Here is a 24,730-nt window from a genome sequence, read left to right on the forward strand (position 1 = left end):
GCTTCTGCGCCCACCGGCCGGACTTCAGATCCACCCGCTCCACGGCGCCGTCCGGACCGGACCGAAACGCTGGGTGATCGAGCGGACCTTCGGCTGGCTGATGCGGCACCGCCGTCTGGCCCGGGAGTACGAAGCCCTGCCCCACAGATCTTGAGCAATGACCCACTGGGCGATGGCTGACAAAATGTCCCGCGAACCGACGGGAGAATTTACGCCTACCTGGCGAATCGAAACGGACTGGACCGCCACAACAGCCTGAACATTGATCAGATGCTCTCTGAGCTGGACTGCGGCTGGCTGATCCGGTTGAGCTCACCGCCGGAGGCCGCATCGGCCTGCCTGGGTAGACGGCGTCGCACTGGTGACCTGGCGATGCCCCCTGTTTCGTTCTGTCGGAGGTCAGGCTGCCTGGGTGAGTTCTGCGCGGCCGAAAAGGATCGCGTAGCCGGAGGGGAGTCGGGCGAGGATGCGGTCGAGCAGGTCGGGCCCGGCGATGCGTGCGACGACGCCCAGGACGGAGCCGACGTCCCAGCGTGTGGTGGCCAGGGTGCCGCCGGTGCGGGTGGCGAGGTCCCTGACGAATGCCCAGCCGGTCATCGAGTCGGTGGCGGGTATCTGGGCGGCGAAGATCTGTGCGGCTTCGCGGGGCAGGCGAGCTGCCAGGTCCACGCGTTCCTCGCCGGTGATGCGGCGACCGAGGGCGGCCAGGACGGAAAAGACGACTTCCTCGGCCCGCTCGCGGGTGGGGTAAGCGCCGTTGTAGCGGACCTGTTCCAGCATCTGGCCGAACGACATGGCCGGGATCGTCGTGATCGTCTCCGGGGCCGTCGTGGTCTGCATCGCTGAAGGGTGCCTTTCTCGCTCGTAGGTCGTGTCGATTGTGTGGGCCGGTGGCCACGGGCGCGGACAGGTTTCAGTCACCGGATGTGGTGCCGACAGTGGTGCCGTTCTGCGGCCGGCCGAAGGGCGGGTCATATCCGGGTGAAAGCTGCAGCAGGAGGCGGTGGGTCAGTTCCTCTCCTGCGGCGTCGGCGTCCCGCTGCGCACGGCACCTGGTCGAGAAGGACGTCCCGGCGCACGGCCATCGGGGTCCTCCTTGACTGGCGGCCCGTGCCGGCGGGCGGACGCAGCGGGGAGACCGGGTCCGCGTCCGCCCGCCGGGGTGGCTACGTGTCAGCCGGAGATCTCCTTGCGCCCCTCGCCGGCGCCGATGGAGATCTTGCGCGGCTTGGCCCGCTCGGCGATCGGGACGCGCAAGGTCAGCACGCCCGCGTCGTAGTCGGCGCTGATGTGCTCGGTGTCGAGGGAGTCGGCCAGCACCACCTGGCGGGAGAAGACGCCCAGGGGGCGCTCCGAGAGCTCCATCTGGATGTCGTCGCTCTTGGTGACGGGACGGCGTTCGGCCTTGACGGTCAGCATGTTCCGCTCGACGTCGATGTCGATCGCGTCCGGGTCGACGCCGGGCAGGTCGAGGGCGATCACGTAGGCGTCGCCCTCACGGTAGGCGTCCATGGGCATAGCCGACGGACGCGACCAGGTGCCGGGTGTACTGCCGAACAGCTGCTGGGTGAGCCGGTCGAATTCACGGAACGGGTCGGTGCGCATCAGCATCGTGAACCACCTCCAGTACGAGTAGAACCGCTCATGCGCTGCTTCCTGCTATTTCTTGTAGCATGTCATCGGAACGATGACAAGCGCGGACGTCACCTTCCGGGTGACGCCTCACATGGAGGTGAATCATGACCGCAGGCCCCGAGAAGGCCGGTATGCAGCCCTCGTCGTTCCTTGCCGCCGAGGCGGCGCTGACGGCGATCGACGAAGCCGTCCACACCGCCCAGACAGGTCAGTCTGCCGAGCGGCCCGGTACGGAGGTCAGTCCTGACCAGGCTCTTGCCGCGCTGCTGCTCCTGCGCCAGGTCCGCGCCCATCTCGCGGGCTGGGAAACGGGGCTGATCGAAACCGCACGGGATGCGGGGGCCAGCTGGGCCGATCTTGCCCGCCCCCTTGGTGTCGCCAGCCGGCAGGCCGCCGAACGCCGCTATCTGCGCCTGCGTCCCGGAGCCCCCGGTACCACCGGCGAACAGCGCGTACAAGCCACCCGGGACCGCCGCGCCGCCGACCGCACCGTCACCGCCTGGGCCCGCGGCAACGCCGCCGATCTGCGCCAGCTCGCCGGCCAGGTCATCGCCCTCACCGACCTCCCGGCCAAGGCCCGCACCCCCCTCCTGCAGGCACTCGGCCACGACGACGCCGCCGATCTCATCGACCCACTGACCCGAGCCCGCGACCACCTTGCAGTCGACCACTCAGAGCTGATCACGCGCATCGACGCCCTGACCCGCCGCACAGCCCAGTTCCGCGCACCGGGGGAAGGCCGGAGGATTGTGTAGTCTCCGGAGGGTGGCCGCAGCTGTCTGTTCGCGCTCTACCCGGTGGCCACGAGGCGGGTGGGTGCCGCGTCCGGCTTGGGCCCTCAGAGAACTTCTCAGAGAACTGGTGTACCGGCTCTTCTTGCAAGTCACTCGTGGGTCTTCAGTCGGCAGGACGTGCGACAGGCGGCTTCGGCCCTTCTGCTCCGCGCGCTGTGGGGCAGGTGCCTGCGATGGGCGCCCTTGTGATCACCGAACGCGTCACGGAGCGCTGGGACACGAAGGTCTGGGTCCGCTTGCTGCCGGTCAAGCATGGACGGGGCGGAGCCTTGACCACACTTTTACGGTAATGCGACGACAACACGCTGATTGTGGGCCGACGGAGCCTCGTGGTACCCAACGCCTTCATCATCGAGTTACTGCCGGAGATCCACCAGTTGATCTCCGCCAGTCCTCTGCCGGTGGCGCCGGCCCTCGCCAACGGAGTACGCCGCCACGCGGCCCAACAGGGTTACACCTTCGCGGGCCCTGTCACTGTCGCCCTGTGTCCAGCACCAGATGACACAACCGTCCGGTTCCGAGTCCACAGCCGCATCGCTCCGGTGCGTGGGCCTCCGTGGCCACGGGCAAAGCTCCTGCTCCAGTTTCCAGTGGTGGCCAACGGAACGTTCCAGGCTCGTTCCGGCCGGCCGTCCTCTTGAGCAGGCCAGGTCAGGCGTCGGCCTTGTCGGAGCGGTCAGCGGGGCGTTGTCGCAGTTCTTCGTTGATGCGCCGGGCCTCTTCGAGCTGGTCTTCCAGGATGACGATGCGGCAGGCGGCTTCGACGGAGGTGCCCTGGTCGACGAGTTCGCGGGCGCGGGCTGCGATACGCAACTGGTAGCGGGAGTAGCGGCGGTGGCCGCCTTCGGAGCGCAGTGGCGTGATCAGCCGGGCTTCGCCGATGGCCCGCAGGAAGGCGGGTGTGGTGCCGAGCATCTCGGCTGCCCGCCCCATGGTGTAGGCGGGGTAGTCGTCGTCGTCGATACGGTTGAGCGGGGTTTCTGGGGTCATCTGCACCTCTGATCGGGGAACGCGTCGAGGGGCCTTGGTGCCGTACGGCACCAAGGCCCCGAGGGATTTGCAACACCATCTGCCGGCTTACTGGACTGCCGGCCTTCTGTTTCCGCGCCGTCCCCCGTCGGGGGGCGGGCAGTTGAGGGATCGCGGATGCGTGACCGTGGGACCACCTTCCGTTCCGGGGCCTGCGGTACCCGGGTGAACCGTTCTCGCCCGGGCGATCCTGATGGCGTCCTCCTCCTTCTCTCTTCCGTCTACTGCACTCTCGGTACTGCTGGTACTGCTGACGACCCTGGTAAGCCGTCCGGCTCGGCCGCCAGCGACGGGACCCTGGGAACCTCCGGCCCTGCCACTCCACTGCCGTGCCGCAACCACTGTTTCTGCATGCGGGCAGTTCGTCTCTGCCACGCCTCACTGACTTCCTGGCTACGGCAATACATTAACCGCAACGACGCCCGCATGTCTACATCAGCCACTGGAGATTTCCCTCCAAACGAGTGACTGGATTTCTGCTCCCATGGCATCCGTGCAGGTGGGGCCGGGCCTTTCGCTGCCGTCCGAACTCGGGGAACAGGCCTACGGCCGGCGCATGGCTCAGCTGCTTCGAGACGACGGGTGCGGTCGGGCGCAGAGGCGGTGCGTCCCTCGTGAGGGCGGCTCGTCTCTGCGCGGTCCATGTATCGGGGGTCGGCAGCTACTGCCGGGGACGGGGTCAGGCGACGTGGAAGGTGGACGAGCCGAACGACGGCGCTGTCGGCCGAGCGCCATGAGGCGGCGGCCCCGTGAGCTCGTGGCCAGTGCGCACAAGTAGGCCCACGATCCCTCTCCTGCTGAACCTGAAGACCTACGACCACGCCGTAGAAGTCGGCGTTTCCACCGATGCGTACCGGTTGCCGAGGAGATGCGCGCCACGGAAGGGCTTCAACATCTCGCGCCCTGTCTGACGGCGGCCGATCGGAACCGGGTGTCATCAACGAAGGTGTCACCAGCCCCAAATCGGCGAAGCTTTGACGGATCTGCTGTTCAGGCCTGGGGTGCTTCGGCAGTGTGCGGCCATGGCGCGGCGGTCGGTGGGGATGGAGCAGATGGTCGAGCACCGGACGGTGCTGACGAGTTGGAACTCGTGGCGGGCCGGCGCGGCGCGAGGCGGCTGGGCTTCGCGTTGCTGCAACAGCACTGCACGCAGCACGGACGGTTCCCCAGGGGACGGGCGAAGTTCCCGGACGAGACGGTCGCCTTCGTCGCCAGGCAGAGATAGGTGTCGGCTGCGGAGTTCGACTCCTGTCAGTGGACCGGCAGCACGATCGAGTACCACCGTGCCCAGATACGCGAGCACCTGGGTCTCCGGTGAGGTGGGTGCGGGACGCGGAGAAACTGACGGCCTGGTTGGCTGCCGACGTCGCGCATGCGGAGCGGAACGCCGACCGGGTGCGCGAGGAGCTGCTGGGGCACTGCCGCGAGGAGTCCACCGAGCCGCCGACACCGGACCGGACCACCCGGATGGTCCGCTCGGCCCTGCACACTGCGGAGGAGACCTGGTTCGGACGCACCGCCCGCCGGCCTGCCAACACCGGCTCAACCAGTCCGTTCGCTGGGACGCCGACGGGGGCGACCGGGGCAGGCGCATCGTGCGGAAGCTGTCCCAGTGCAGGCCGCCACGTCTCGGCAGGGGCGGCACGGCGCGGCCAGAGACTGAGCAGAGGAGAAGGCGGCTCTTCAGCGACCAGGATCGGCCGCGCCGGCCGGGCCACTGTCCTCGGGGAAGTTTCCTTGCGGGCCGAGCGGGTGTTCCTCCCACAGGAGGGCCTGCCAGCCCTGGTCGGGCGAGCCGGAGAGGACGACGACGCCGGTGTTGCCCAGTGGGTGGCTGGATGCGTACGCCACATTGACGTTGGCCGCTCGGGCTGCCACCCACGTCCGGATCATCGCGCCGTGGCTGACCATGGCCACCGTCTCCGCCCCTGTTCCCGCTGCCTCGGTGACGACAGCGTCGAAGCGGCCCAGGGCCTCCACGCCGTTCTCTCCGCCGGGCATCCTGCGGCCGGTGTCCCCTTCAGCCCAGGCGAAGGCGGTGGAGAGGTAGAGGGCGGCAGCGTTGTCGTCGCCACGCATCTCCAGGTCTCCGGCAGCCAGTTCCCTGATCCCGTCCCGGACCTGGACCTCCAGCCGCGTCGCGGCGGCCAGGGGAGCTGCGGTCAGCTGGGTGCGTACCAGCGTCGAGGCGTACAGGGTCTCGATCTGTTCCGCCGACAGAGCCTGCGGCAGCGCGGCAGCCTGCTCCTGCCCCAGCGGAGTCAGTGCCGGACCCGGTGCCTCGGTGTCCAACAGGTGCTTGAGGTTGGACGGAGTCTGGCCATGGCGTATGAGCAGCAGACGCATTCGGGATTACCTCCACAGGGCGGAACAAGTCGCTCCACTCTGCCACCGGAGCCTTCTGTCCCAGCGCAGGGGACCGGCATCGGTCACCCGCATGCTGCCTTCGGCGGCCTGCGCGGAGGACTCCCGGTCGAAGGGTGAGACGGCGGTCCTCCTCTGGTCACACCGACGTGGTCGCTTGAGCCGAGGATGCCCAGCGCGTTGTCCGGTCGGCAGTGTGGGCATGCTTTTATGCCGTCGGCGAGGGCATGGCGGACCTGTTCCCGCGCGATGGCCTTGCTGCGTTTCCCGGCGTTCCAGCAGTCGCCGGTGTGGATGTAGACGGGCGGGCTCTGCCCGTTCGGGCCGCGTTACCAGGAGTCAGTCGGGCGGGGTAGGCCGCTCTTCGGCGCCGTGTCGGCGTTCGGCGTCGCGGCGTTCTTCGTCGACGATCCATTTCCGTGTGCGGTCCAGGTCGCTCAGATGCACGCGCTCGAGGAAGCGGAGCAGCGTGAGCCGCTTCGGACCTGGATCGTTCTCGCGTTCTATTCTGGGGTGTGCTGGGGGCGGGCGAACGGAGATGCCGCCATGGAGCCCGCCGACCTGCTCACCCGGCAGGGGATCCAGCCCGCACGCCTGCAGGCGGCGCCGGCCCTGCCCGCGCGCTGGGAGACCCTTGCCCGCGTTCAGGCCATGCCGCCGCGCCCCTGCTCCGTGTGCGTCGACCACGATCCCACAACCGCCCGTGAGTGCCTCACCTGGGCGACCGTCGGCCTCGAGGGCCTGTGCTTCAAGAGACCGGCGGAGCCGTACCGGCCCGGAACACGGTGATGGGGCGAGTACAGATCCGCGTTACCGCTGAGGCCTCGCCGGGGCCCTCATAGAGGCCGCGGGCCGCGGGCCGCGGGCCGCGCCCCGTGCTCTGCCGATGGGCCGCTACGACGACGCGGGCAGCCTCACACGGGGGGCGGGATGCGACCGGCTGCGCAGGGACGACGATCGGTCCTGTTCAGGAGAAGACGACGGAGCGTACGAGCAGGCGGTCGGAGGCGCCTGAGCCCGGCCGCAGGGTGTAGTAGGTGTCGCCCGAGCAGTTGGCGCCGAGGAAGACGGTGGCAGTGGAGTCGGTGAGGTTCCTGGGTGCTCGGGAAGCGGATCCGGGCGTGGAGCCGGGCGCGGGGAGGTTGATGCACTCGCCGCCGGCGGGATCGTTCAGGAAGCCGACGGCTTCATAGCCGTCGGCGGTGGTGTACGAGTAGCGGAACTGGCCGGTCGCTGCCGCGGCGGAGCCGGAGACGGCCAGGAGCAGGGCGAGGGCGCTGGCGGCAGCGCCGGCGGCCGCGGCGAGGGAGCGAACAGACACGGGGAGCTTCTCTCTGTCGGACGGTGATCCGGTCAGAGGCAGCGATGCCCCTGCTGCCTGGGAATTAAGCACGCTGTCCCCCGAACGGGAATGCCGAATCGCTTCTTCGCGGAGGTCGTTGCGAAGCCGACGGTGTCCGGTGGGCAGCCCGTGTGCGCCGGCATGGTGACCTGCGGTGCCCTGCCCGGACATGACGAGCGCCTCGCTCCCTCCTGACCGGCGGATTGCCGGTCACGCTCGCGGTGACGGCCTCAGCCGTGTCATACGCGCGGAACTTCAACCAGCCGCCCGGCTGCCGGGCTGGTACGCGCCCCTGCCGGACTTGACCAGCACGCCTTCCATCCCGACCGGTGACCGCGTCAACCCCTCGCGTACGACGTCGGCCTCAGTGGTCGACGGGCACGGCGTCCACGGCGCCGTGAGCCGGCGGGCAGCGAACACGGACTCCAGCGCGGCCCCGCGCCGCTTCCTCAACATCATCACCGGCGCGGAAGACCTCCACGACACCCAGACCGACGACGCCGTCGCCACCTTCCTCAACGCCGTGCGCCAACCCGCCAACGGCCGGTTCCCGCAAGGACTCGCGGGCCACGGAACCAGCGACCTTCTCCCCCTGCCCACCACGAGCGCCCAAGCCGCCGCCGGCCTCTACCTCAACCTCCACCCACATCCCCACCTCCGCACGGACAGCGGGCTGCACCCCCGTTGACGTCGAAGTGCGACCCGACCATGCCCCAGCTTCGCGACGCGGTCGGCGTCCAGCGCAGAACGCTCCCGCTATTTCTCGCCTCAGTGGCCCGCGGTCTCTAGTGGGCCAGCTCGGCGGGTGCGGGTCGATGATGTCGGCCGCGTAGTCCATGCCATCGAAGAGGCAAGCGTGTGACGCGACGTTCCCGGCTTCCACGGCCTTGCGCTCCTCGCGGATCTGCCGCGCCGGTTCGCTGGCGTAGAGGTCGAGCACCTCCTCGATCACCCCGCGCTCCCACCCGTGCGCGAGCAGGGCGGAAGTGATCTTCGCGCGAGCCTCCGGAGAGTTTCGAAGGCTCGAAGCCGGATGCGCTCATGCGGTCTGCTCCCAGCGCTCGGCCCGGGCCTTGTCTGCCGATCCGTCGGCCCCGCCTTGTCGGGGCGGTCGCGCATGGGCTCCTCGCCGCGCGTGTCGGAGCACGGCTGCGGCGAGCGATGCGGCTGGGGCACCAACAGCGGGCGGCGTTGCCTGGCGGCATCAGCCGTCCGTGCCGTCGCGGTCCGCCGCGGGCACGGTGATCATCGGCCGGTAGGTGGCGGTATCGGTTGGTTCGCCGACGGGTCGGCCGTCGGCTTCGACCCAGGCGTGGGCTCCGAAGGGTGTGGTGCGTACTCCGCTGCACCAGGTGGGCCAATGGCCTCGCATGCGGCACAGCAGGGCGGTGGCCAGGGAGCGTGGGAGGCAGTAGCGGCCCGAGCACAGGGTGCTGACGGCTGTCACGTCCTGTCGGGCGCGCAGTGCCTCGTCGTAGCGGGCGGGTCTGGCTCCTCGCCGGGCCCAGCCCAGTACGGTACGGATCCGGCGCGGTGGCAGGCGTGCGAGGAGCCGGGCGGCCGCGACGGCGGTGTGGGCGGTGAGCCGGGTGCCGAACCCGGGATGGGTGCCGTCAGTGTCCAGGATCTGGCTCACGAGTCGGTCACCAGCTTCTCCTTCACCAGGTGTGCGATCAGTGCCGTGACGTCGGTGGTGGCGCGCTCGGGGGTGACCGGGCGGGTGGCGGCGAGCCGTTCGGCGACCTGCTCGGGCGTGGCGCCGTCCAGCAGTGCCTTCATGACGAAGGTGCCGGTGCCGTTCAGCTGCCAGTAGTGCCCAGCGCGTTCGTCGAGCAGGACCATGCCGTCGCCTGTGGCGCAGGCGGTGACATCAGCGCGTAGTCGGTGCACTGTTCATCTCCTCGTGCTGTCCGGAGTGTGCTGGTGCTCCAGGCTGCGCAGCCACGCCTCCACTCCCAGCGTGGTTTCGAGTTCCGCGGTTCCGCCGGTCAGCAGCTGGGGTGAGAGCAGGGCTCGGCGCAGTGCGTCCTCGTCGGCCAGTCCGGCGGCCACCAGGCGGGAGTCCTCGGCCCAGGCCGCGAGCGCGTGTCGGTTGCGGCGCAGGCCGTTGTGCCACTCGTGTCCGAAGTGGTCCTTGGTGGTGCGGCGCAGGATGGTCTCGGGCACCAGGCCGCGCATGGCGGCGGTGAGGAGCGGCTTGTAGGACCAGGGGCTCGTGGCCTCGTGCGGGCGGGCGGTGAGCGCGGCCGCGATGACGGCGTCGTCGCAGTACGGGCTGTGATACGGCAGCTTGGCGAGCTGCCCGCAGTGGGCCAGGTGGCCGGCGAGCCGTCCCCCACGCTGCGCGCCGGCGAGCCAGGCGTGCCGCCCGCGTTCGCGGTGCAGCGGCTCGGTGGCGTCCAGGGCCGCCGCACACAGCCGCTCACGGCACAGCTGTACGGTCTGCTCGCTCGCCCAGGGCGGAAGATACGGGCGCAACCCCCAGCGCAGGTCGTCACCGGTCACGGGCGTGTGCAGCTGTTCAGCTGCCTCGGCGAGCCAGGCAGCGTAGGAGCTCCGGTCGAGCAGCGCCCTGGTGATCGCCCCGAGGGGTCGGCGGTGTCGCGCGCGCCAACCGGCCGCGTGGCGCAGGCCGGCCGCGGGTGAGTGCCGCAGAAGGCCGTGTACGTACGAGGGCGGCGACTGGATGACCTGGTCCCCGCCGAAGCCGGACAGCCGCAGTCGGGCTCCGCGCGCACGCATCTGCTCGGCCATGTATCGCTGCTCCACTCGCGTACGGATGACGGCGGACGGCTCGTCGCCCAGATCCACGCGCTCGTCCAGCCCGCTGAAGTGGGCGGGTACATCGGCCGGCTCGAACACCAGATGCTCGATGCCGGGCAGGTGACGGGCGGCCCGGGTGGCGTAGTGCAGGTCTTCGTTGGTGGCCGCGCCCGCGTCCATGGTGACGGCGACCAACCGGGCGCCCGCCTGTGCCGCCAGGAAGCACAGTGACGTCGAGTCCATGCCGCCGGACAGGTCCGCGCCTACGACCTCGCCTGCTCGGACCCGCAACGCGACCGCTTGCTCAAGTGCCTCACGCAGCCCGGCCGCAGTCTGGTCCAGGGGCAGTTCGGCCGCCGGCGGCCGCCACCAGCGTCGGGTGCGCACCTCGCCGTCACCCGTCAGCTCCAGGGCAGTGCCGGGCAGTACGGCGTGCACGCCACGCCACAGCGCACCCCAGGCCAGTGGGTGCGCAATGGTGTCGCCGGTCAGCCGCAGCGCCAGCTGCGCGGGGTCCAGCTCCGTCCCGGTCAGACGGGCGAGGACGCGGGCCTGGTCGGTCAGGACCGTGACGCCGCCGGCCTCGGCCCGGTACACCCGCCGCTGCCCCGAGAAGCTGCCCCTCACGTACGTGTGCCCCGCGACGGAGGCGAGGACGTGGAAGCAGCCGTGGACGTCCGACAGAGCCGGCTCGATGTGCGCGGTGTCACTGACGTGCCGGGCCCGCGCGGTCAGTTCGGCGGGTTTCACGGAACACGTCCCGGCGAGGGCCAGGAGCACGTCACCGACGGCGTAGACCGTCAGCTCCTCGTCCGGCCAGCAGCCGACCAGCCATGGACGGCCGGAAGCATGGGACAGGACCCGGACGAGGGCCGGGCCGGCGATCTCCCGCAGACGATCGAGGAGACCGGGTGCCAGGTCCCGGTCGGGAAGGACAACGAACCAGCAGGTCGGCGGGATGACCATCGACTTCTCCAGGGTGGGGACCGAGTGACAGCGCGGCGGCGTGACACCGGGTGCCGGCCCAGACCCTTACGGCCGGGGCCGGCACCCGCCGGGCCTGTCAGAGCCACAGGCCGACCGGGAAGTCAGGCCAGTCCCCGAACTCGCCCTGGGTCACCTGCGCGTACTGCCCGGCCTCGGCCAGCAGCGGCGGCTCGTAGACGTCCTCGGTCCCGATGTTCTCCAGCGTCTCCTGCACAGCGGTCACCTCCGGTCACATGGAGGCGGAACTTCCGCCTCCCGCAAACCAGTCAGGCACGCCACACCGCGAAGAGACCACCCCGCCAGGCCCGATCCACCTGAGTGAGGGACAGCAGATCCACCCGGCACACGCCGGGGGCGCACCACGCGCAAACCTCAACTCGTCCACCACACACCCGTTAATGCCCGTCACACCGACACGTCCCGGGTCAGTCAGGTGACGTCGGCCGGAGTGGCATCTCTCGTGACATCCGGCACCGCGGCTCCACGTGCCTGCCCAGCGGGTACCGGCTTCGCCCAACGTGTCAGGGCATTGATCACCACAGCAGCCACCCGGCCCGAGGGGCCCGAACCGGAGACCCATCCCACCGCCCGGGAGCCGAAGACGCCGGCGACTCGGACCCTGGAGAGGATCGCGAATCGGTGACGGCTCGGTTCAGGAACGGCATCCCGAGGTTCCCACCCGGCTCGTCTGAGTCACCGCGCTCTGCTCGCGGCATGCCGCAGCCCATCGGCTGTTCACGGTCGTGGACCGCGCTGCGACGGTCGGCTGAGCGGTGTCGGCTCCGGCTCGTTCTGCAGGGCCGCCGCCTCCCGGTGTGCTCCCAGACCAGCCGAGTGAGTGATGGGCTTCCGGTCATCATGTACTCCCTTCCAGAAGCGGCGGGCGGACGATGCCCTGGCGTCGGGCACCAGCGCGGGGCCGCGGCGTGAGGCCGGAAGTGAGGGGAGACAAGAGGCGTCTTGGAAGGCGGCAAACGTCCTGAATCTGCTTTGGCCGGTGTCGTAGCGGTCGGTGCACAGGAGTGTCGACGGTGCCTTCGCTGTGGGCCGACCGTGGTGGTGTCCGCGGTCGCGGACCGCGAAGAGAACCCGGCAAGGAGATCGTCATGCCCAACTTCCAGACCGGCCAGCTGCCCCACGGCTTCACGGTCGACGAGAGTGGCAAGCTCATGCACCACAAGGACGCGGTCCTCGTACCGGTGCCGCCCCCGAACGGAGGCTTCGGCTGGAAAAGGCTGTGGTTCTCCCTCGGCTCGGACTTCGCCGACGTACGGATCAGGGTCGCCGTCCACAACGGCAGCAGCTGGACGGCCAAGAACTACGACGTGTCGGCCGGCAGCGGCCGGGTGGGCTTCGAGGTCGCGGACGGCACCACGAAGATCAGCGTGGGCCGGGCGAAGAAGTCGGCCAACGACACCGTCGACAACGCCCCCGTCGGCTGGCTCCTGGAGTCCCAGGTGTAGAGCCCCTGCAGCACGGGCGCTGGGCACTGGCCCGGTGCCCGTGTCGCTCGACGATGGCCTGCCGCACTACGCCTGCATCCCGCCATCTCACCCTCACCCTGCCCCACACACCACGCAGCCCGCCCCTTCGACGCCCAGGACTCGGGCGCCGCCGAGAAGCAGCTGCGCGACCTGGCAGCCGAAGCACTCTTGTTCTCCGCTACCCGTTGTGTGGTGCAGGCGTGCTTGGGCTCTCGCGCAGGACGGGTGCGGGCGTGCGTGAGAGCACAGCTCGCGGCGGACACAGACGCTGTAGCCGTGTCTGTGTCCTGGCGTCATCCGGTCGTGGCACGCTCCTCGGATGGTGTCCGGCGTGTTGTTGGGGTGTCGAGGTGGACTGCGACGCTGGTGTAGAAGCGGTGTACGGCGTCGTCGACGCTGCGGATGAAGCCGGTCTCGGCGTTGCCGCGACCGCTGCCCATGCTTTTGAGCAGGGACAGGCGGAACCCGGTGATCTTGGTGCCGCTTTCTTTCGGAAGCAGGTCCGCCGGTTCGGGGCGGAGCCGCTCCAGGGTTCCGCGAGGGCCTCCGGATTCGCTGTCGACGAGGGTCTCGATGTGCAGGTCGGCCGGTGCCTCGGCCAGGCGCCGGACGAGTCGCTTGGCCCAGCTGAGGGGGTAGCCCTGCTGGGGGGCCGGAATCTCGATGGAAGTGCGTAGTTTTCCGGTGCGCAGGTCGGCGCCGACGGCCAGAACACCTGGGGCGTTGTCGATGCGCAGTTCCGACTGGAGGCGTCCCTCGAGGCAGAGTTGGTCAGCGAGGCGGTCCCGGCGTTCCGTGGGGCCGGCTCCGCGTTTGGCACGTTGAACGGGGAGAACTTTTTGTCCCAGTTCGCCGCCCAGTCTGAGGCAGACCTGGCGGATGAGCCGCTCCCAGTTCTCGACCACTTCCAGTGCGCGGGCGTCGCCCTGGCAGAGGGTTTCGTCGTCGATGCCGTTGCGCACGGGGACCCAGGCGGGGCCCATGTTCTGGAAGCCGTGGCAACCGGAGTTCTCGTGCTGCAGGTAGTGCAGGAGTTCCTGGAGCAGCCACGCGTGCGTCGCGTTGCTCACTCCCTCGTGTCTGATCAGCATTTGTGCCTGGTGGGTGACTTCTGCCCAGGACAGGTGCCAGAGGGCTACCTTGTGCTTGCGGCGTTTGTCGATCTTGACGTCGACGAGCGGGCTGCCTTCCAGGGCGACGTCGTTCGTCAGTGTGATCACGGCCTCGTAACCGCGGCGTGCTGCGATGTCCGTGTACGCCTGTACCTGGTCGGTCTTGAGCGCGTTGCCGTTCGTCTTCGTCTCGACCAGCGCGGTCCACAACTTGCCCGCCCGCTCAACGCGGATCACCCCGTCCGGGCGTCGCGGACTGTCACCGTGAGGCAGGGAGACCTCCGTGAACGTCTCCATGCGGCCCGCCGGAGCCCCGAACCCCGCGGTCAGCCTCCTGCTGAACTCCGGCACCTGTGCCATCACCGACAGCAGTACCGAGGTGGCGCGCATCTCGCGGTCCCGGTCGCTCTTGAGTACCGAGACAGGGAAGAGCCTGGCCTGCTTCCAGGAGTCGTTCTCCGCCAGGGTCTTCTTCACCGTCTTGGGGAGGATGACCTTCTTCTTCGCGGTCCGGGGGCGAGCGGCCGGCTTCTTCGGCTCGGTGACCTCGCCCTCAGATTGGCGAGGAGCAGGGATGGCCTCAAGCGTCGCCTTCGCGGCCGGTTCATCGACCGGCCCAGAAGCCGACGCATCCGCCTCCTCGCCGGCTTCGGCGGCGACAAGCGCTGCCACTGCCTCCTCGGCCGCGTCGTCCTCGATGTCGACGCCGAAATCCGTCGCCAGCCCGGCAAGCCCTGTTTCGTAGCCCTGCCCGACGGCACGGAACTTCCATTTCTCCCCCCGTCGGTACAACTCGCCGAAGATGACCGCCGCCGCCGAGCCCGCGTCATCGACGGCGAACCGCAGAAGGCTGTCACCGGCGGCGTCGGCCAGCGTGATCCTCACGTCCTCCAGGTCACCGAAGAGAGCGCCGTCGTACCTGCTCGCAGCGACAACGATCCGCTCGGTTCCCGGCGGTACGGCCGTGAGGTCGAAACTGATCCGGTCCTCACTGCCATCCGACGTCGGCGTCTTACCCAGAAGCTGCACGCTTCCATCACCGGCCACCGGATGGTTGTAGAAACAGAAGTCGCCGTCGCTGCGTACCTTGCCGTTCTCGTCCAGCAGCAGGACCGACACGTCCGCGTCGCCCTCGCCGGTGGGGCTGGCCCAGCCCAGACTGACGATCACTGAACCGATGTTGTCACTCAGGTCCGCCAGGGCCACATTCGAACCCATGATCATTTCCTGCACAAAGCCCCCCAGCGGCGCACCTTGGGCATGCGGAGGATTCCGCTTCATCTGCCCTCTTACGCGACACAAGATGACGAGTCGCGCGGGAAGACTGTAATACGCACAGAGCTCGAACGTGGAGGTTCTGTGAAGTCGGATGTGCGGTTGACCCCCACTGTCGCCGCACGAGCAAGCAGACGGGTAGAGAGGGCGGGCGGCTGAGGTAGGGGTTCGCGGGGCGGAACTGCTCAGCGGCCGGGAACGAGCGCGGCTCGGAGATGGCCGACCGCCGGGTTTCCACAACCTCCTTCCGGTCGCGTCATGACGGGAGCAGAGTCCTCGCGCCGGGTGAGGCACAGCCGCTCCACCACCCTGGGGTAGGCACCAAACCCCGCTGTGGGAGCGGCACTGACACCACTGACAGAGCCCCGTAGTGTGCGCTGACGCAGAATGACGTGATCTTCAACGGGAGACTCTGAGGGCAGGAAGTAGCAGCTTCAGCACGGATATCGGCGGTGCTCACATCGGAGTCGCCGTCACGATCATCGCCTCGGTCGTCATCTCCGCTTTCTCCGGTCCACGCTGGACTGTGGTCGTCGCGGGGTGCTTCACCGCCTGGTTCGTTCTCGCGCTGACCATCACCCGTATCAGGGGCATACGTGGCGGAGAAGCCGTTCGGCGGGCATACGCCGCCACCTTCGGCTGGGGCGACTACGTCACCCCCTGACGGGGTCGGACATCAAGCTGACGAACGATGTACTCCTCAGACAGTCGCCCACGAGCAGCATGAGCACCCCGAGCACCGATCCAACCAGCCCTGTGACCTGCGTACTCAAGCTGGCGGAGGCTCTGTGACCTGCGAGGTCGGGTCTGTGATCGGGCCTGGTGCGGTGGCCGCCGGCGGTCATGGTCGGGCCGGTGCGTAGCCTGCGTAAAGGGCATGCACACCGGTGCGCACCGAGCTGGTTACGGGCGTCGTGTCGCCCGGCCGGTGATGTCGACGCCCTCACCGAGCACGCGAACCCTGGCGAGGAACGCCCGGCGCCCCGGCGCTCGGCCGCGTCGATGCCGTAGGGTGCCTTCCTGGAGCGGCTGCGCGACCTGGTGTTCCGGCCGTGGGGCAGGGACCACCGCGTGCAGTTCCCGGGCCCGGCGGCACCAACGCGGTGGAGGCGGCGCTGAAGCTCGCCCGGAAGGTCACCGGACGACGCTCGGTGGGCTATTTCGAACGCGGCTTCCATGGGATGACGCTCGGCGCGCTCGCGGTCACCGCCAATCCGGCCAAGCGGCACGGTGACGGTGTTCTCGGGCATGACAGCTCCTCACGTATGGGCCGCCTCGCTGATCGCGGCGACCTCGACGCCATCTTCGAACTGCGGCACTGTGGACAGATTCCGGCCGCCGGGCGGGGGAGGGATCCGCTGCCCGCGCTGTGACGACGCAACACGGTTGGCAAATCTGCAAGCTTGTTGACGAATGACGCCGGCCCCCCCGGGGACGCACCTGGGGCCGGCGCGGCCGCACCCCGGTCGCTGAAGAAGACCCGCACGGTGCCCCGGGTGATCGTCACCGACAAGCTGCGCTCCTACGGCGCCGCCCACCGCCAGGTCATGGCCTCGGTCGAGCACTGCTCGTACAAGGGCCTGAACAATCGGGCCGAGAACAGCCACCAGCCCACCCGGCAGCGCGAACGCGCCATGAAAGGCTTCCGCAGCGTCGGCGGAACCCAGCGGTTCCTGGCCGCATTCAGCGGCATCTCACCCGACTTCCGGCCCCGCCGCCACCTGATGACCGCCCCCGGCTACCGAGCCGAGACGACCATCCGCTCCGCCCTCTGGGACCAGACCACCCGCGCCGCCGGCCAGCCCGCCGAGGCCTGAGCACCGGCCCGGAACCCGGCCTCCCCACGCCCCGACGCGCCGCCAGAGACCCATGTACCCAATAATGCGACAGCGCCCCTCAGAGGTACCTACGGCCGGTCCACTTGGCGGGAGCCGGCACCGTATCGGACCCCGGGCCAGGCATTTCAGTCGGGGAGAGGGCAACGCACCACCACCACGTCCGCTTCGTGTTCGACCCGCACCGGCCAGACCGTGCCGGGGGCACCGGCCACCCAGGCCGAGCGCAGGTCGGCTGCCACCTCGACCTGTCCGGGATGGGCCCTGGCCAGGCCGGACACGTGCTCCTTGACGGCGATGCGCGTGCTGCGTTCGCGTAGCGGAAGACCGGCCGGAAGCCGGTAGATCCGTGAGGTGGTGCCCGGCAGGGTGTCGAACCGGCGGACCGTGTCGACGGAGAGTGTGGTGATCCCGTCCCGGGTGCTGGACAGACTGGCGGTGGGGACATACCGGAGGCCTGTCGCGAAGGCCCTGCGGTCCCGCAGCGGCACCCGTTCGATCCCCGGCAGGCGCACCAGGATCTCCACCAGCCTCAGGCGCGCCACGACCCGGGTGCCGATCTGGGCCTGGAGGTCGATCACCGGCAGCAGGTGGTGCCCCTGGTCGAAGCCGGCGAACCGGGCCTCGACCCGCAGCTCACCGCTGGTCGGCAGCGGCTCGTACAGGTCCAGCCAGGGCAACCGGTGGGGGTAGGCGACCAGGTCCTGGGACAGGCCAGGAATCCACCGCCAGAGCGACTGGGACGGGATGGCGTGCAGGAAACCGTCGAGCAGCCCCTGCCCCAGCTGGCCGAACGGCGTGGTGCCCCGTCCGGCGTCGAGCACCGCGCTGGAGCCGGTGGAGCCCACGGTCAGTGAGGTCAGGTACTGCAGCGCCGGGCCGTGGAACAGCTCCGCGGCCTCGTACGGGTCCGGCTGCGGCCGGCCGTCGGGGAGCGGAGGAAGCAGGGCCGGGGGAGGCCCCGGCACGGTTCCGGTCAGTACGGTGGCCTCGCCGACCACCTCGTACCGGGACAGTTCACCGGCCTCCCGCCAGACGGAGAGACGAACCGCGGTCCCTTCCCCGGCCGCCGGTTCGGCGTCGGTACGGATCCGCGCGGGGCCGGGCAGGGGAAGCCAGCGGTGCAGCTGAACCTCGCGCAGGCCGACGACTGGTTGACCGGTCAGCCTGGCCGTGGCGGTGGCGAGTTGATCCACCGTGGTCATCAGGGGCACCGCGGGAACCACGAAGTTGGGCCGGTGGTCGTCCAGCCAGGTGTCCACTGCCGGGTCCAGCTCCAGCTCCCGTACGGCCGGATGGCCGTCGACCACCCGGACCCCGATGCGAGGCAGGTGGTAGATGCGACATCCGTCGATCCACAGCCAGGCCTCGGCACGTACGTATCGGCCGCGAGCGTCGGTCCCGTACTCGGTGATCTCGGCCTCGAACGTGACCACGCCGTCGCTCGGCACCACCTGGCCCCGGTAGAGCCAGCGCACCTCGTGACCGACGGCCACGGACTCGAAGCGTGGGGCGGTCAGCCCGGCGCCGGCGTCGCGTTCGAGGAGGTACCACTGGAGCAGCTGGACCACACCTTCGAGGCCGAGGGATCCGGGTTGCACCGGGTCGGTGAAGAAGTGGGCGCGGAAGTACCAGTCCCCGGCGTCGACCTTGCGCTCGGCGCGCAGCCGGCCAAGTCCCGCTCGTCCGGCATCGGGCCAGTACCCGGTGACCCGGTCCAGCATCAGCAGCATCGGTCCGGGCAGCCGCAGGGAGCCGGAGCCGTAGCGTTCTTGACGATGCCGCAGCTCCACCACCCGGTCGCAGGGTTCGGCCAGCCGGGCGCGTTCGGTGGCGGTGGGGAGCAATCCGGGCTGCCGGGCGAACGAGGCCACCGGGAAGTACCCGAACTGCGTGGACAGTCCCATGACCGGCAGCAGGGCGCCGGTCTCGTCGACCGCCTCGCAGGAGACCTCGAACGGGACGAGGGTGACGCCGTCGAACTGCGAGAGGTCCCCCAGCTCGACCCTGGTGCGCAGGGTGCGGGTCCCGGCCGGGATGTCCCGCAGGACGGTGCCGTTCCCCTGCAGGTTGCGGAAGAGCAGCTCGGGGGCGTCCGGTGGTTGCGGCACGAGCAGGCTCGCGGCCATCCCGCACGGTTGCAGGACCACCTCGTTGAGCACCGCGAACGGCATCACCCGGGTGCCGTTCTCCTCGAAGTACCAGGCCTGTTCCGGTACGTCGTACTCGGCGACCAGCCAGGAACCCGGGCGTGGCCGGTCCGGTTCGAGGCCGGCGTCGACGATGCGGGTGACGAAGAGGTAGGGCGGGCCCGGCAGTCGAGCGCAGCGCTTGCCGCCGTCGAACTGGGTTCCACGGGTGCCGAACGCGCTGGGCCGGCCCCAGGCTGCGGCCAGCATCAGCGGGAAGTCCGCGCTCCGTCCGGCGAGAGTGGCCGCCGCCGGGTCGGGGTACAGACCGCGCAGGCCACCGAGCACCGGCAGCGGCACCAGTGCCCCACTGGTCTGAACGGCGGGCGGCCCCAGCCACCGCCAGTACTCCAGGGGCCAGTCCGGGACCAGTGCCAGCCCCACTCCGGAGGCGTGGAAAGCGGGCAGGCCGTCCACCGTGCAGAGCAGGTCGGCACGGAGCGTGGGCCGGGGGTGGGAGGACAGTCCGCTGACGAACACCTCGTAGCGGACCCGACGGCTCTGGGGGGTGACCTGTCCCCGGCAGAGCATCCGGTAGGACTCGTCGGACACCGGCTCGAACCGCCAGCCGTCCCGGTCAAGTGTGAAGCCCAGCGCGGCCAGATAGAACGCCATCGCCTGCACGCAGCCCTCGAACATGAGCGTGCCAGGCATGCACGGATCGTTGTGGAAGTGGCCGTCGAAGAACCAGTCGTCAGGCCGGACCTCGCTCTCCGCACGCAGGTAGCCACGACCCCAGGGGCCCCCGGCGGGGTCGAGTTCGCTCACCTCGTCCAGCAGCCACAGCCGGCCCTCCCCGGGAGTCGGGGTACGCACATGGGCGCGCGACACCTCCCAGCCGGGGCCGAAACAGTCCGCCGGTCGGCCCTCGGCGAAGGCGCGTACGGCGTCGGGACCGAAAGCGGTGGCGGCCGGAGGAACGGCGGGCGGGTCGACCGTCCCTGCCGGTGAAGGTTCCGGGCTCCAGCGCACTCCTTGCGAACCGGCGAGTTCCGCGTCGGTGAAGTAACCGGCCTGGCCCTGGCGTACCGACAGCCGCAGCTCCTCACCGACATAGCAGTCGCTGCGGAAGAAGAACAGCCGCACGCCGTCGTTCTCGGCATGGCCCTCGACGTGGATCTCGTACCGCAGCGTCTCCCCGACGGCCGGCCGCGGTCCGTGGTACGTCACCTCGCAGCCCAGCAGCCGGTAGACCCGGTCGCCGTGGTCGAGCAGGTCCACCCCGAGCCGGCTGATCAGCAGCAGGTCGGCCTGGCCGGCCTCGATGAACAGGCCCGCGGGCATCCGGCCGGCCGGATCCAGGTACCAGGCGTCGGGGGCGACGTAGGTCTCTGTGTGAACCGTGCCGGTGGACATCGAGCCGGGTTCCGCGTCGAGCCGGGTGACCCGGTCCACCAGGAGCATCGGGGGGCGCGGCAATCGGGTCTGCCGTCGCTTGTGGTCCTGCGCGCGGAAGGCGGGACCGAAGACGTCGGAGATCCGCCCGTGCGCCAGGTGCTCCAGCCGGGCACGGTCCAGGGGCAGCGACAGTCCCCGCGTGGGCCGCTCCGGTACTGCCGGTCGCCACGGCAGGGGCGGAGAGCCCGGTGACGGGATCGCCACCGGCGCGGGCTCGATGGCCTGCGGCAGGTGCGCGGGATCCGGGGCGGGGGACAGGGCGCGGTCACCGCCGGCCGTCACGGCGGTGACCGCGCCGATCACCAGCTGCCGGGTGCGGAGGAACGCCGCGTGAGCCTGGCCCTGCCGTTCCAGGAACTCCCGCTGGGCGACGGCGAGACGGGCGTGGTGGGCGGCGGCAAGTGCCGGCACCGGATCGTCGGCAGCGGCGCCGGCCGGCGCCCGGTGGTTCGCAGGGGCAAGGGGCGGCACCGGGTGGTCCGCAGCGGTCACCGGGCCGATCGACGCGGCTCGTGCGACGGGTACAGCCCTGGCACGCGGCGAGGCCGAGCCATGGGCATCGGAGGCAACCGCCGTACCGGGACCGGCCGGCGCGCCGACCGGTTTCGTCGGTGCCGTCGCCAGAGGCGGTACCGGCGCAGGTTCCATCCGCTGCTCCGGAAGATCTGTTCCGGGCAGCCGGATCGCGGGCGGGTGCGCCGGCAGGGTGATCGTCCTCCCCGGATCAGCCGGCAGCCTGGCGGCCGCTGTGAGCCGGTCGAACAGCGGCGCGGGATCAGGGCAGACCCCGGCGGCGACGAGTTCGGCGACCGCGTCGCACAGCTGCCGCAGTCCCCGTCCCGGCACATCGAGCGCCACCGTCAGGTGGTCCCGGTCCGCCAGGATCCGGCGGATCGACCGGGTACGCCCGCTCTGCGGGCCGTGCTCGATCAGCACGCGCACCCCGTCCGCCCAGGCCCGCTCGACCACCTTCGGGTAGTCGAGCGTGCTGGTCATCTGGGTGAGCAGCGCGTCCGCGACGTGGTCCGGATCGACCGGGTACGGCTCGCCGGTGGCCGCGCTGTAATAGCGGATGCCCGGCGTGGGACTGGTCGGCCGGCGGTGCAACGCGCGAAATGCGGCCGCGACCTGGTTCGCCTCGGGGGCGTGCGCCACCATCTGGTACCCGTCGGCCATCGGGAGCCCGGGGCCGATCCGGTCCAGCACGCGCCGGCAGGCCGCGTCCAGTCCGCCGATCACGCACGTGTCGGGCGAGTCGACGGCGAGCAGGTGTGCCAGTGGTTCGCCTGCCAGGGCGGCGCGCACGCCGGCTGGGGACGCGTGCACCAGGTACTCGGCCCAACGCCCCCGTTCCTGGCCGTGTCCGCGCCAGAACCGGTGCGCCGCGCGGAACTCCCCGGACAGGTCGAACCGGAAAACGTCGCTGTCGGAGACCGCCTGGTACAGGCCGGCCGCGTCGGGCCACGCCCCGAGCACGATCAGTGCGGTGGACTCCCCGGAGGAGAATCCGATCGCCGCGTCCGGCCGCAGCCCCAGCAGGCTCTGGGTGATCTCGCCGTGCAGGGCGGCGAGTTCGGTGGTGTCCCGGATCCGCGTCACGACCTGGACCGGGTCCGTGCCGGTGGGATGCCGGGGCTCCGGCACCGGGACGGGCCGGGCGGCTTCCTCGGTGCGGGGGGCGCGCAGGGCGAGTCGTAGTTCCGCCCCGCACCCGGGATAGCTCGCCTGGCCGCTGGGGAAGACGAAAGCCACCTCCCCGCTCGTGGGGGCGTCCTGGTAGGTGATCTGGTCCGGGCGGGGCCCGCCGGACGTCAACCAGTGGCGTGCGACCGCCAGCCGTTCGCGCAGCGTCTCGGAGACCTGGTCGACCACCACCACGAGGCGGGCGGGACCGGTGTCGGACTCCCGTCCGTCGGCCAGCGCGGCCAGCACCTCGGCCCGATCGGCGCCGGAGAACACGTGGGAGCGGGGTGCGATCGAGGACCAGGGCAGCGGCGGGCCGGCCGGGCGCAGGCGGACCGACATCGGGGAGGCGCCCAGGGGCGTCACCCGGGCGCAGGCGGTCAGGGGCGCGTCGGCGGGCAGCGCGGCCGCACCCGACCGTGGCACCGCCTGGTGGTGGACCGCGATCGCGGCCACCGCCACGGCGAGCGCGCCGTGCGCGGCATGAGCCGTCCCGAACAGTTCGCTGTGGTCGTACCGGGCGGTGACGCGGGGCGTGGGCGGCCGGCCGGCCGGCTCGCCGTCCCCTCCGATCACGTTCCGGTCGTTCCCGTCCTCCTGGTTCCCCGCCCGGTCCCTGTCGATCTTGGCGCCATCACGATCGGGCGGGACCTCGTGGTCCCGGATCCGGTGGGTCCCGTCCGTGCCTCCGGCGTCCGCGTCGCCGACCAGCAGGCCGACGGGGGCCGTCCGGTCCGTCGCGTGGTCGAGCAACGCGATGACCTGGTCGCCGTCCTGCTCGGCGTCGGTCAGGCGTTTCAACGCCAGGACGACGGCCACGTCACCACCGGGCCGGTGATCTCCCAGCGCGCCCAGCGCCGCCAGGTGCACGGGCTCATGGGACAGGTCGACCGCGCCGGCGAGCACCGCGTCCGCCTCCCCGGCCCGCAGCGCCCGCGCCCCCAGATCCAGGGCGACCAGGCCGGACGCCTGCTCCGCGCAGACCACATGACTGGGGCCGCGCAGGTCCAGTTGGGCGTTGATCCGGTGGGCCACCAGGTTGGGCATGGTGCCCGGCACGGTTTCCGGGACCAGCGGAGCGCGGAAGGCGTCCGGCCAGTCCGGCACCGGAGCGGGCAGGCCGGCGGCGGTGTCCCAGCCCGGCGCACGCCAGCGGGCACCGGGACGCGCCGCCTCGGGGTCCGTGCCCATGCCGATCAGGACCATCGTCCGGTCGGGCGGCAGCCGGGTCGCGGAGGCGGCTTCCCGGGCCGCCTCCAGGGCAAGGACCTGCTGCGGCAACGCCTCGGCCAGATCGGCCGGAGGGAACCGCAGCCCGGCCAGCGCGACCTCGATGGAGCGCCGGGGGCCGAGGCTGGGCACGCCGTCCAGGACCGCGTGACACAGGTCCCGGTAGCCGGCCCCCGGCCCGGCCCGTGCACCGATCGCCACGATCGCCACCCGCTGGTCCACGCGTGGCCGGCTGGAAACAGGGCGGGGGGAGAGGGCAGCGGTGGATGCGGCCCGACCGGGCTCGAAGGCATCGACGACCACATGCGCGTTGGCGCCGCCGAATCCGAACGCGCTGACCGCTGCCCTGCGCCGCCCGCGCCACTCCTCGGCCTCCCGCAGCAGTCGCAGCGGCGTTCCGGCGAGCACGTCCAACGGCGCGTCCGCGTGCAGGGACGGCGGCCGCACCCGGGCACGCAACGCACCGAGAACCTTCAGCAGGCCGGCACCGCCGGCCGCCGCGAGCGGGTGCCCCAGGTTGGACTTGACCGAACCGATCGGCAGGTCCACGGCATCAGCGAACACCTCACGCATCACCAGTGCCTCGGTCAGATCCCCGCTCGGAGTGCCTGGCGCGTGGCACTCGACCAGCGAAACAGTCTCCGGTGCGATCCCGGCCGAGGCGTAGGCGGCGCGCACGGCGCGCTCCTGACCGGCCCGGTCCGGGGCCAGCAGGCCACCGCCCACGCCGTCGTTGCTCAGCCCGATGCCCCGGATCACGCCCATGACCGGCATGCCCTGGGCGAGTGCGTCATCGAGCCGGGCCAGTGCGAACAGCACCGCGCCCTCGGCGGGCACCAGTCCGTCCGCCTCCCGGTGGAAGGGACGGCTACGGCCCGACCGGCTCAACGCGGTCAGCGCGCAGAACCCCTGATGGATGTAGAGGTTGTCGGCGGCGGCCACCGCCCCGGCCAGCACGAGGTCGGCGTCCCCGTCCCGCAGCCGGTCGCAGCCCGCTTTCACCGCGTACAGGGAGGAGGCGCAGGCGGCGTCCAGGGCATGACCGCCGGCGCCGAGGCCGAGCGCGCGAACGGCCAGATGGGCGGGGAGACCGGCCCCGAACCGGTTCAGGGGATCGGGGCGGAAGCCGTCGCTCGGTCCCGGCCCCCCCGGACCGGACAGCCACACGTGCTCGGCGTAACGGGCCATGGCCGTGGTCGGGTACGCCAGGTTGCCCAGGACCAGCCCCGCGCGGCCGAGATCGGGCCGGCCCGCCTCGTCCAACGCCTGCCGGCCGGCGTGCAGGACCCAGCGGAACACCCGGTCCAGTGGGGCGATCTCGGCCGGGGGCAGCTCGAACCCGGTCGGGTCGAACGCCTCGTCGAAGCCGTGGACGTAGCCTCCGATGTCGGTCCAGATCCGATCGGTGTCACCAGGTGCACCCGACACCCGTGCCAGCGGCACCCGCCAGCGTCCGTCCGGCACCGGTGACAGGGCGGAACGGCCTGCGGCGATCCGGGCCCAGAAGGTGTCCGGGTCGAGCGCACCGGGCAGTACACAGCCGCGCCCGACGATCGCGACGGGTTCGAAGAACGGCGTCTGCCGAGAAGTCGCTTCCGGAGAACGCATCC

The 24,730-nt window shown here is 70.7% G+C and carries 16 protein-coding genes and 4 pseudogenes; 8 read left to right on the top strand and 12 right to left on the bottom strand.

Translation table 11 applies throughout. The features are described 5' to 3' along the window. Positions 1-61 precede the first annotated feature (61 nt). Positions 62-259 (top strand): annotated as a pseudogene (locus tag ACH4NX_RS06840) (IS5/IS1182 family transposase); the annotation flags it as partial. A gap of 140 nt (positions 260-399) precedes the next feature. Here ACH4NX_RS06840 and ACH4NX_RS06845 read toward each other — a convergent pair. Both ACH4NX_RS06845 and ACH4NX_RS06850 read right to left on the bottom strand, forming a co-directional pair. Next, the gene (locus tag ACH4NX_RS06845) at positions 400-840 is read right to left on the bottom strand and encodes a DUF2267 domain-containing protein (protein ID WP_398126806.1); all 441 of its coding nucleotides are present in this window, start codon (positions 838-840) and stop codon (positions 400-402) included. Between the two features lie 333 nt (positions 841-1,173). Further along, the gene (locus tag ACH4NX_RS06850; protein WP_351399404.1) at positions 1,174-1,611 is read right to left on the bottom strand and encodes an Hsp20/alpha crystallin family protein; all 438 of its coding nucleotides are present in this window, start codon (positions 1,609-1,611) and stop codon (positions 1,174-1,176) included. Between the two features lie 128 nt (positions 1,612-1,739). Here ACH4NX_RS06850 and ACH4NX_RS06855 point away from each other — a divergent pair, with 128 nt between their 5' ends. Together ACH4NX_RS06855 and ACH4NX_RS06860 are read left to right on the top strand one after the other, a co-directional pair. Then, positions 1,740-2,390 (top strand): type III effector protein, encoded by a 651-nt coding sequence (locus tag ACH4NX_RS06855; RefSeq protein WP_398126805.1) that lies wholly within the window; start codon positions 1,740-1,742, stop codon positions 2,388-2,390. Between the two features lie 341 nt (positions 2,391-2,731). After that, a pseudogene (locus tag ACH4NX_RS06860) lies at positions 2,732-3,070 on the top strand (FhaA domain-containing protein); the annotation flags it as partial. Positions 3,071-3,080: 10 nt separating this feature from the next. Here the strand turns inward: ACH4NX_RS06860 and ACH4NX_RS06865 are convergent. The 3 genes from ACH4NX_RS06865 to ACH4NX_RS06875 all read right to left on the bottom strand — a co-directional run bounded on the left by ACH4NX_RS06865 (position 3,081) and on the right by ACH4NX_RS06875 (position 6,118). After that, positions 3,081-3,419: a MerR family transcriptional regulator gene (locus tag ACH4NX_RS06865; RefSeq protein WP_351399400.1), complete on the bottom strand. Its 339-nt coding sequence runs from the start codon at positions 3,417-3,419 to the stop codon at positions 3,081-3,083. Between the two features lie 1,722 nt (positions 3,420-5,141). Then, positions 5,142-5,804 (bottom strand): histidine phosphatase family protein, encoded by a 663-nt coding sequence (locus ACH4NX_RS06870; protein ID WP_398126804.1) that lies wholly within the window; start codon positions 5,802-5,804, stop codon positions 5,142-5,144. Positions 5,805-5,887: 83 nt separating this feature from the next. Then, entirely contained in the window at positions 5,888-6,118 is a 231-nt protein-coding gene (locus ACH4NX_RS06875; RefSeq protein ID WP_351399469.1) for a DUF6233 domain-containing protein, read from the bottom strand. Positions 6,119-6,368: 250 nt separating this feature from the next. Between ACH4NX_RS06875 and ACH4NX_RS06880 the strand changes: the two genes are divergently transcribed. Further along, entirely contained in the window at positions 6,369-6,611 is a 243-nt protein-coding gene (locus ACH4NX_RS06880; RefSeq protein WP_398126803.1) for a hypothetical protein, read from the top strand. A 178-nt stretch (positions 6,612-6,789) separates the two neighbouring features. On the opposite strand, the gene ACH4NX_RS06885 is transcribed toward ACH4NX_RS06880, so the two are convergent. Next, complete coding sequence (locus tag ACH4NX_RS06885; protein ID WP_398126802.1) at positions 6,790-7,143, bottom strand: hypothetical protein; 354 nt, start codon at positions 7,141-7,143, stop codon at positions 6,790-6,792. A 322-nt stretch (positions 7,144-7,465) separates the two neighbouring features. On the opposite strand from ACH4NX_RS06885, the gene ACH4NX_RS06890 reads away from it, so the two are divergent. Continuing rightward, positions 7,466-7,852, top strand: coding sequence for a hypothetical protein (locus ACH4NX_RS06890; protein ID WP_398126801.1), 387 nt, complete (start codon positions 7,466-7,468; stop codon positions 7,850-7,852). A gap of 516 nt (positions 7,853-8,368) precedes the next feature. Here the strand turns inward: ACH4NX_RS06890 and ACH4NX_RS06895 are convergent. The 4 genes from ACH4NX_RS06895 to ACH4NX_RS06910 all read right to left on the bottom strand — a co-directional run bounded on the left by ACH4NX_RS06895 (position 8,369) and on the right by ACH4NX_RS06910 (position 11,137). Then, positions 8,369-8,800 carry a lasso peptide biosynthesis B2 protein gene (locus tag ACH4NX_RS06895; protein WP_398126800.1) on the bottom strand — a complete coding sequence of 144 codons (432 nt, stop codon included), beginning with the start codon at positions 8,798-8,800 and terminating at the stop codon, positions 8,369-8,371. Next, positions 8,797-9,054, bottom strand: coding sequence for a lasso peptide biosynthesis PqqD family chaperone (locus tag ACH4NX_RS06900; RefSeq protein ID WP_351399387.1), 258 nt, complete (start codon positions 9,052-9,054; stop codon positions 8,797-8,799). The genes ACH4NX_RS06895 and ACH4NX_RS06900 overlap by 4 nt, the downstream gene beginning before the upstream one ends. A gap of 3 nt (positions 9,055-9,057) precedes the next feature. After that, positions 9,058-10,893 carry an asparagine synthase-related protein gene (locus ACH4NX_RS06905; RefSeq protein WP_398126799.1) on the bottom strand — a complete coding sequence of 612 codons (1,836 nt, stop codon included), beginning with the start codon at positions 10,891-10,893 and terminating at the stop codon, positions 9,058-9,060. A gap of 97 nt (positions 10,894-10,990) precedes the next feature. Beyond that, complete coding sequence (locus ACH4NX_RS06910) at positions 10,991-11,137, bottom strand: lasso RiPP family leader peptide-containing protein (RefSeq protein ID WP_398126798.1); 147 nt, start codon at positions 11,135-11,137, stop codon at positions 10,991-10,993. Positions 11,138-12,020: 883 nt separating this feature from the next. Between ACH4NX_RS06910 and ACH4NX_RS06915 the strand changes: the two genes are divergently transcribed. Next, positions 12,021-12,377, top strand: a complete 357-nt coding sequence (locus ACH4NX_RS06915) for a hypothetical protein (RefSeq protein WP_351399383.1) — start codon at positions 12,021-12,023, stop codon at positions 12,375-12,377. A 314-nt stretch (positions 12,378-12,691) separates the two neighbouring features. On the opposite strand, the gene ACH4NX_RS06920 is transcribed toward ACH4NX_RS06915, so the two are convergent. Beyond that, the gene (locus ACH4NX_RS06920) at positions 12,692-14,734 is read right to left on the bottom strand and encodes a TerD family protein (RefSeq protein ID WP_398127157.1); all 2,043 of its coding nucleotides are present in this window, start codon (positions 14,732-14,734) and stop codon (positions 12,692-12,694) included. A gap of 1,107 nt (positions 14,735-15,841) precedes the next feature. Here ACH4NX_RS06920 and ACH4NX_RS06925 point away from each other — a divergent pair. Further along, positions 15,842-16,035 (top strand): annotated as a pseudogene (locus tag ACH4NX_RS06925) (aminotransferase class III-fold pyridoxal phosphate-dependent enzyme); the annotation flags it as partial. A 219-nt stretch (positions 16,036-16,254) separates the two neighbouring features. Beyond that, positions 16,255-16,602 (top strand): annotated as a pseudogene (locus ACH4NX_RS06930) (DDE-type integrase/transposase/recombinase); the annotation flags it as partial. Between the two features lie 146 nt (positions 16,603-16,748). Here ACH4NX_RS06930 and ACH4NX_RS06935 read toward each other — a convergent pair. Further along, positions 16,749-24,728: a beta-ketoacyl synthase N-terminal-like domain-containing protein gene (locus ACH4NX_RS06935; RefSeq protein ID WP_398126797.1), complete on the bottom strand. Its 7,980-nt coding sequence runs from the start codon at positions 24,726-24,728 to the stop codon at positions 16,749-16,751. Positions 24,729-24,730: the final 2 nt, after the last annotated feature.

Source organism: Streptomyces sp. NPDC017225, assembly GCF_044331465.1.
GTDB lineage: Bacteria > Actinomycetota > Actinomycetes > Streptomycetales > Streptomycetaceae > Streptomyces.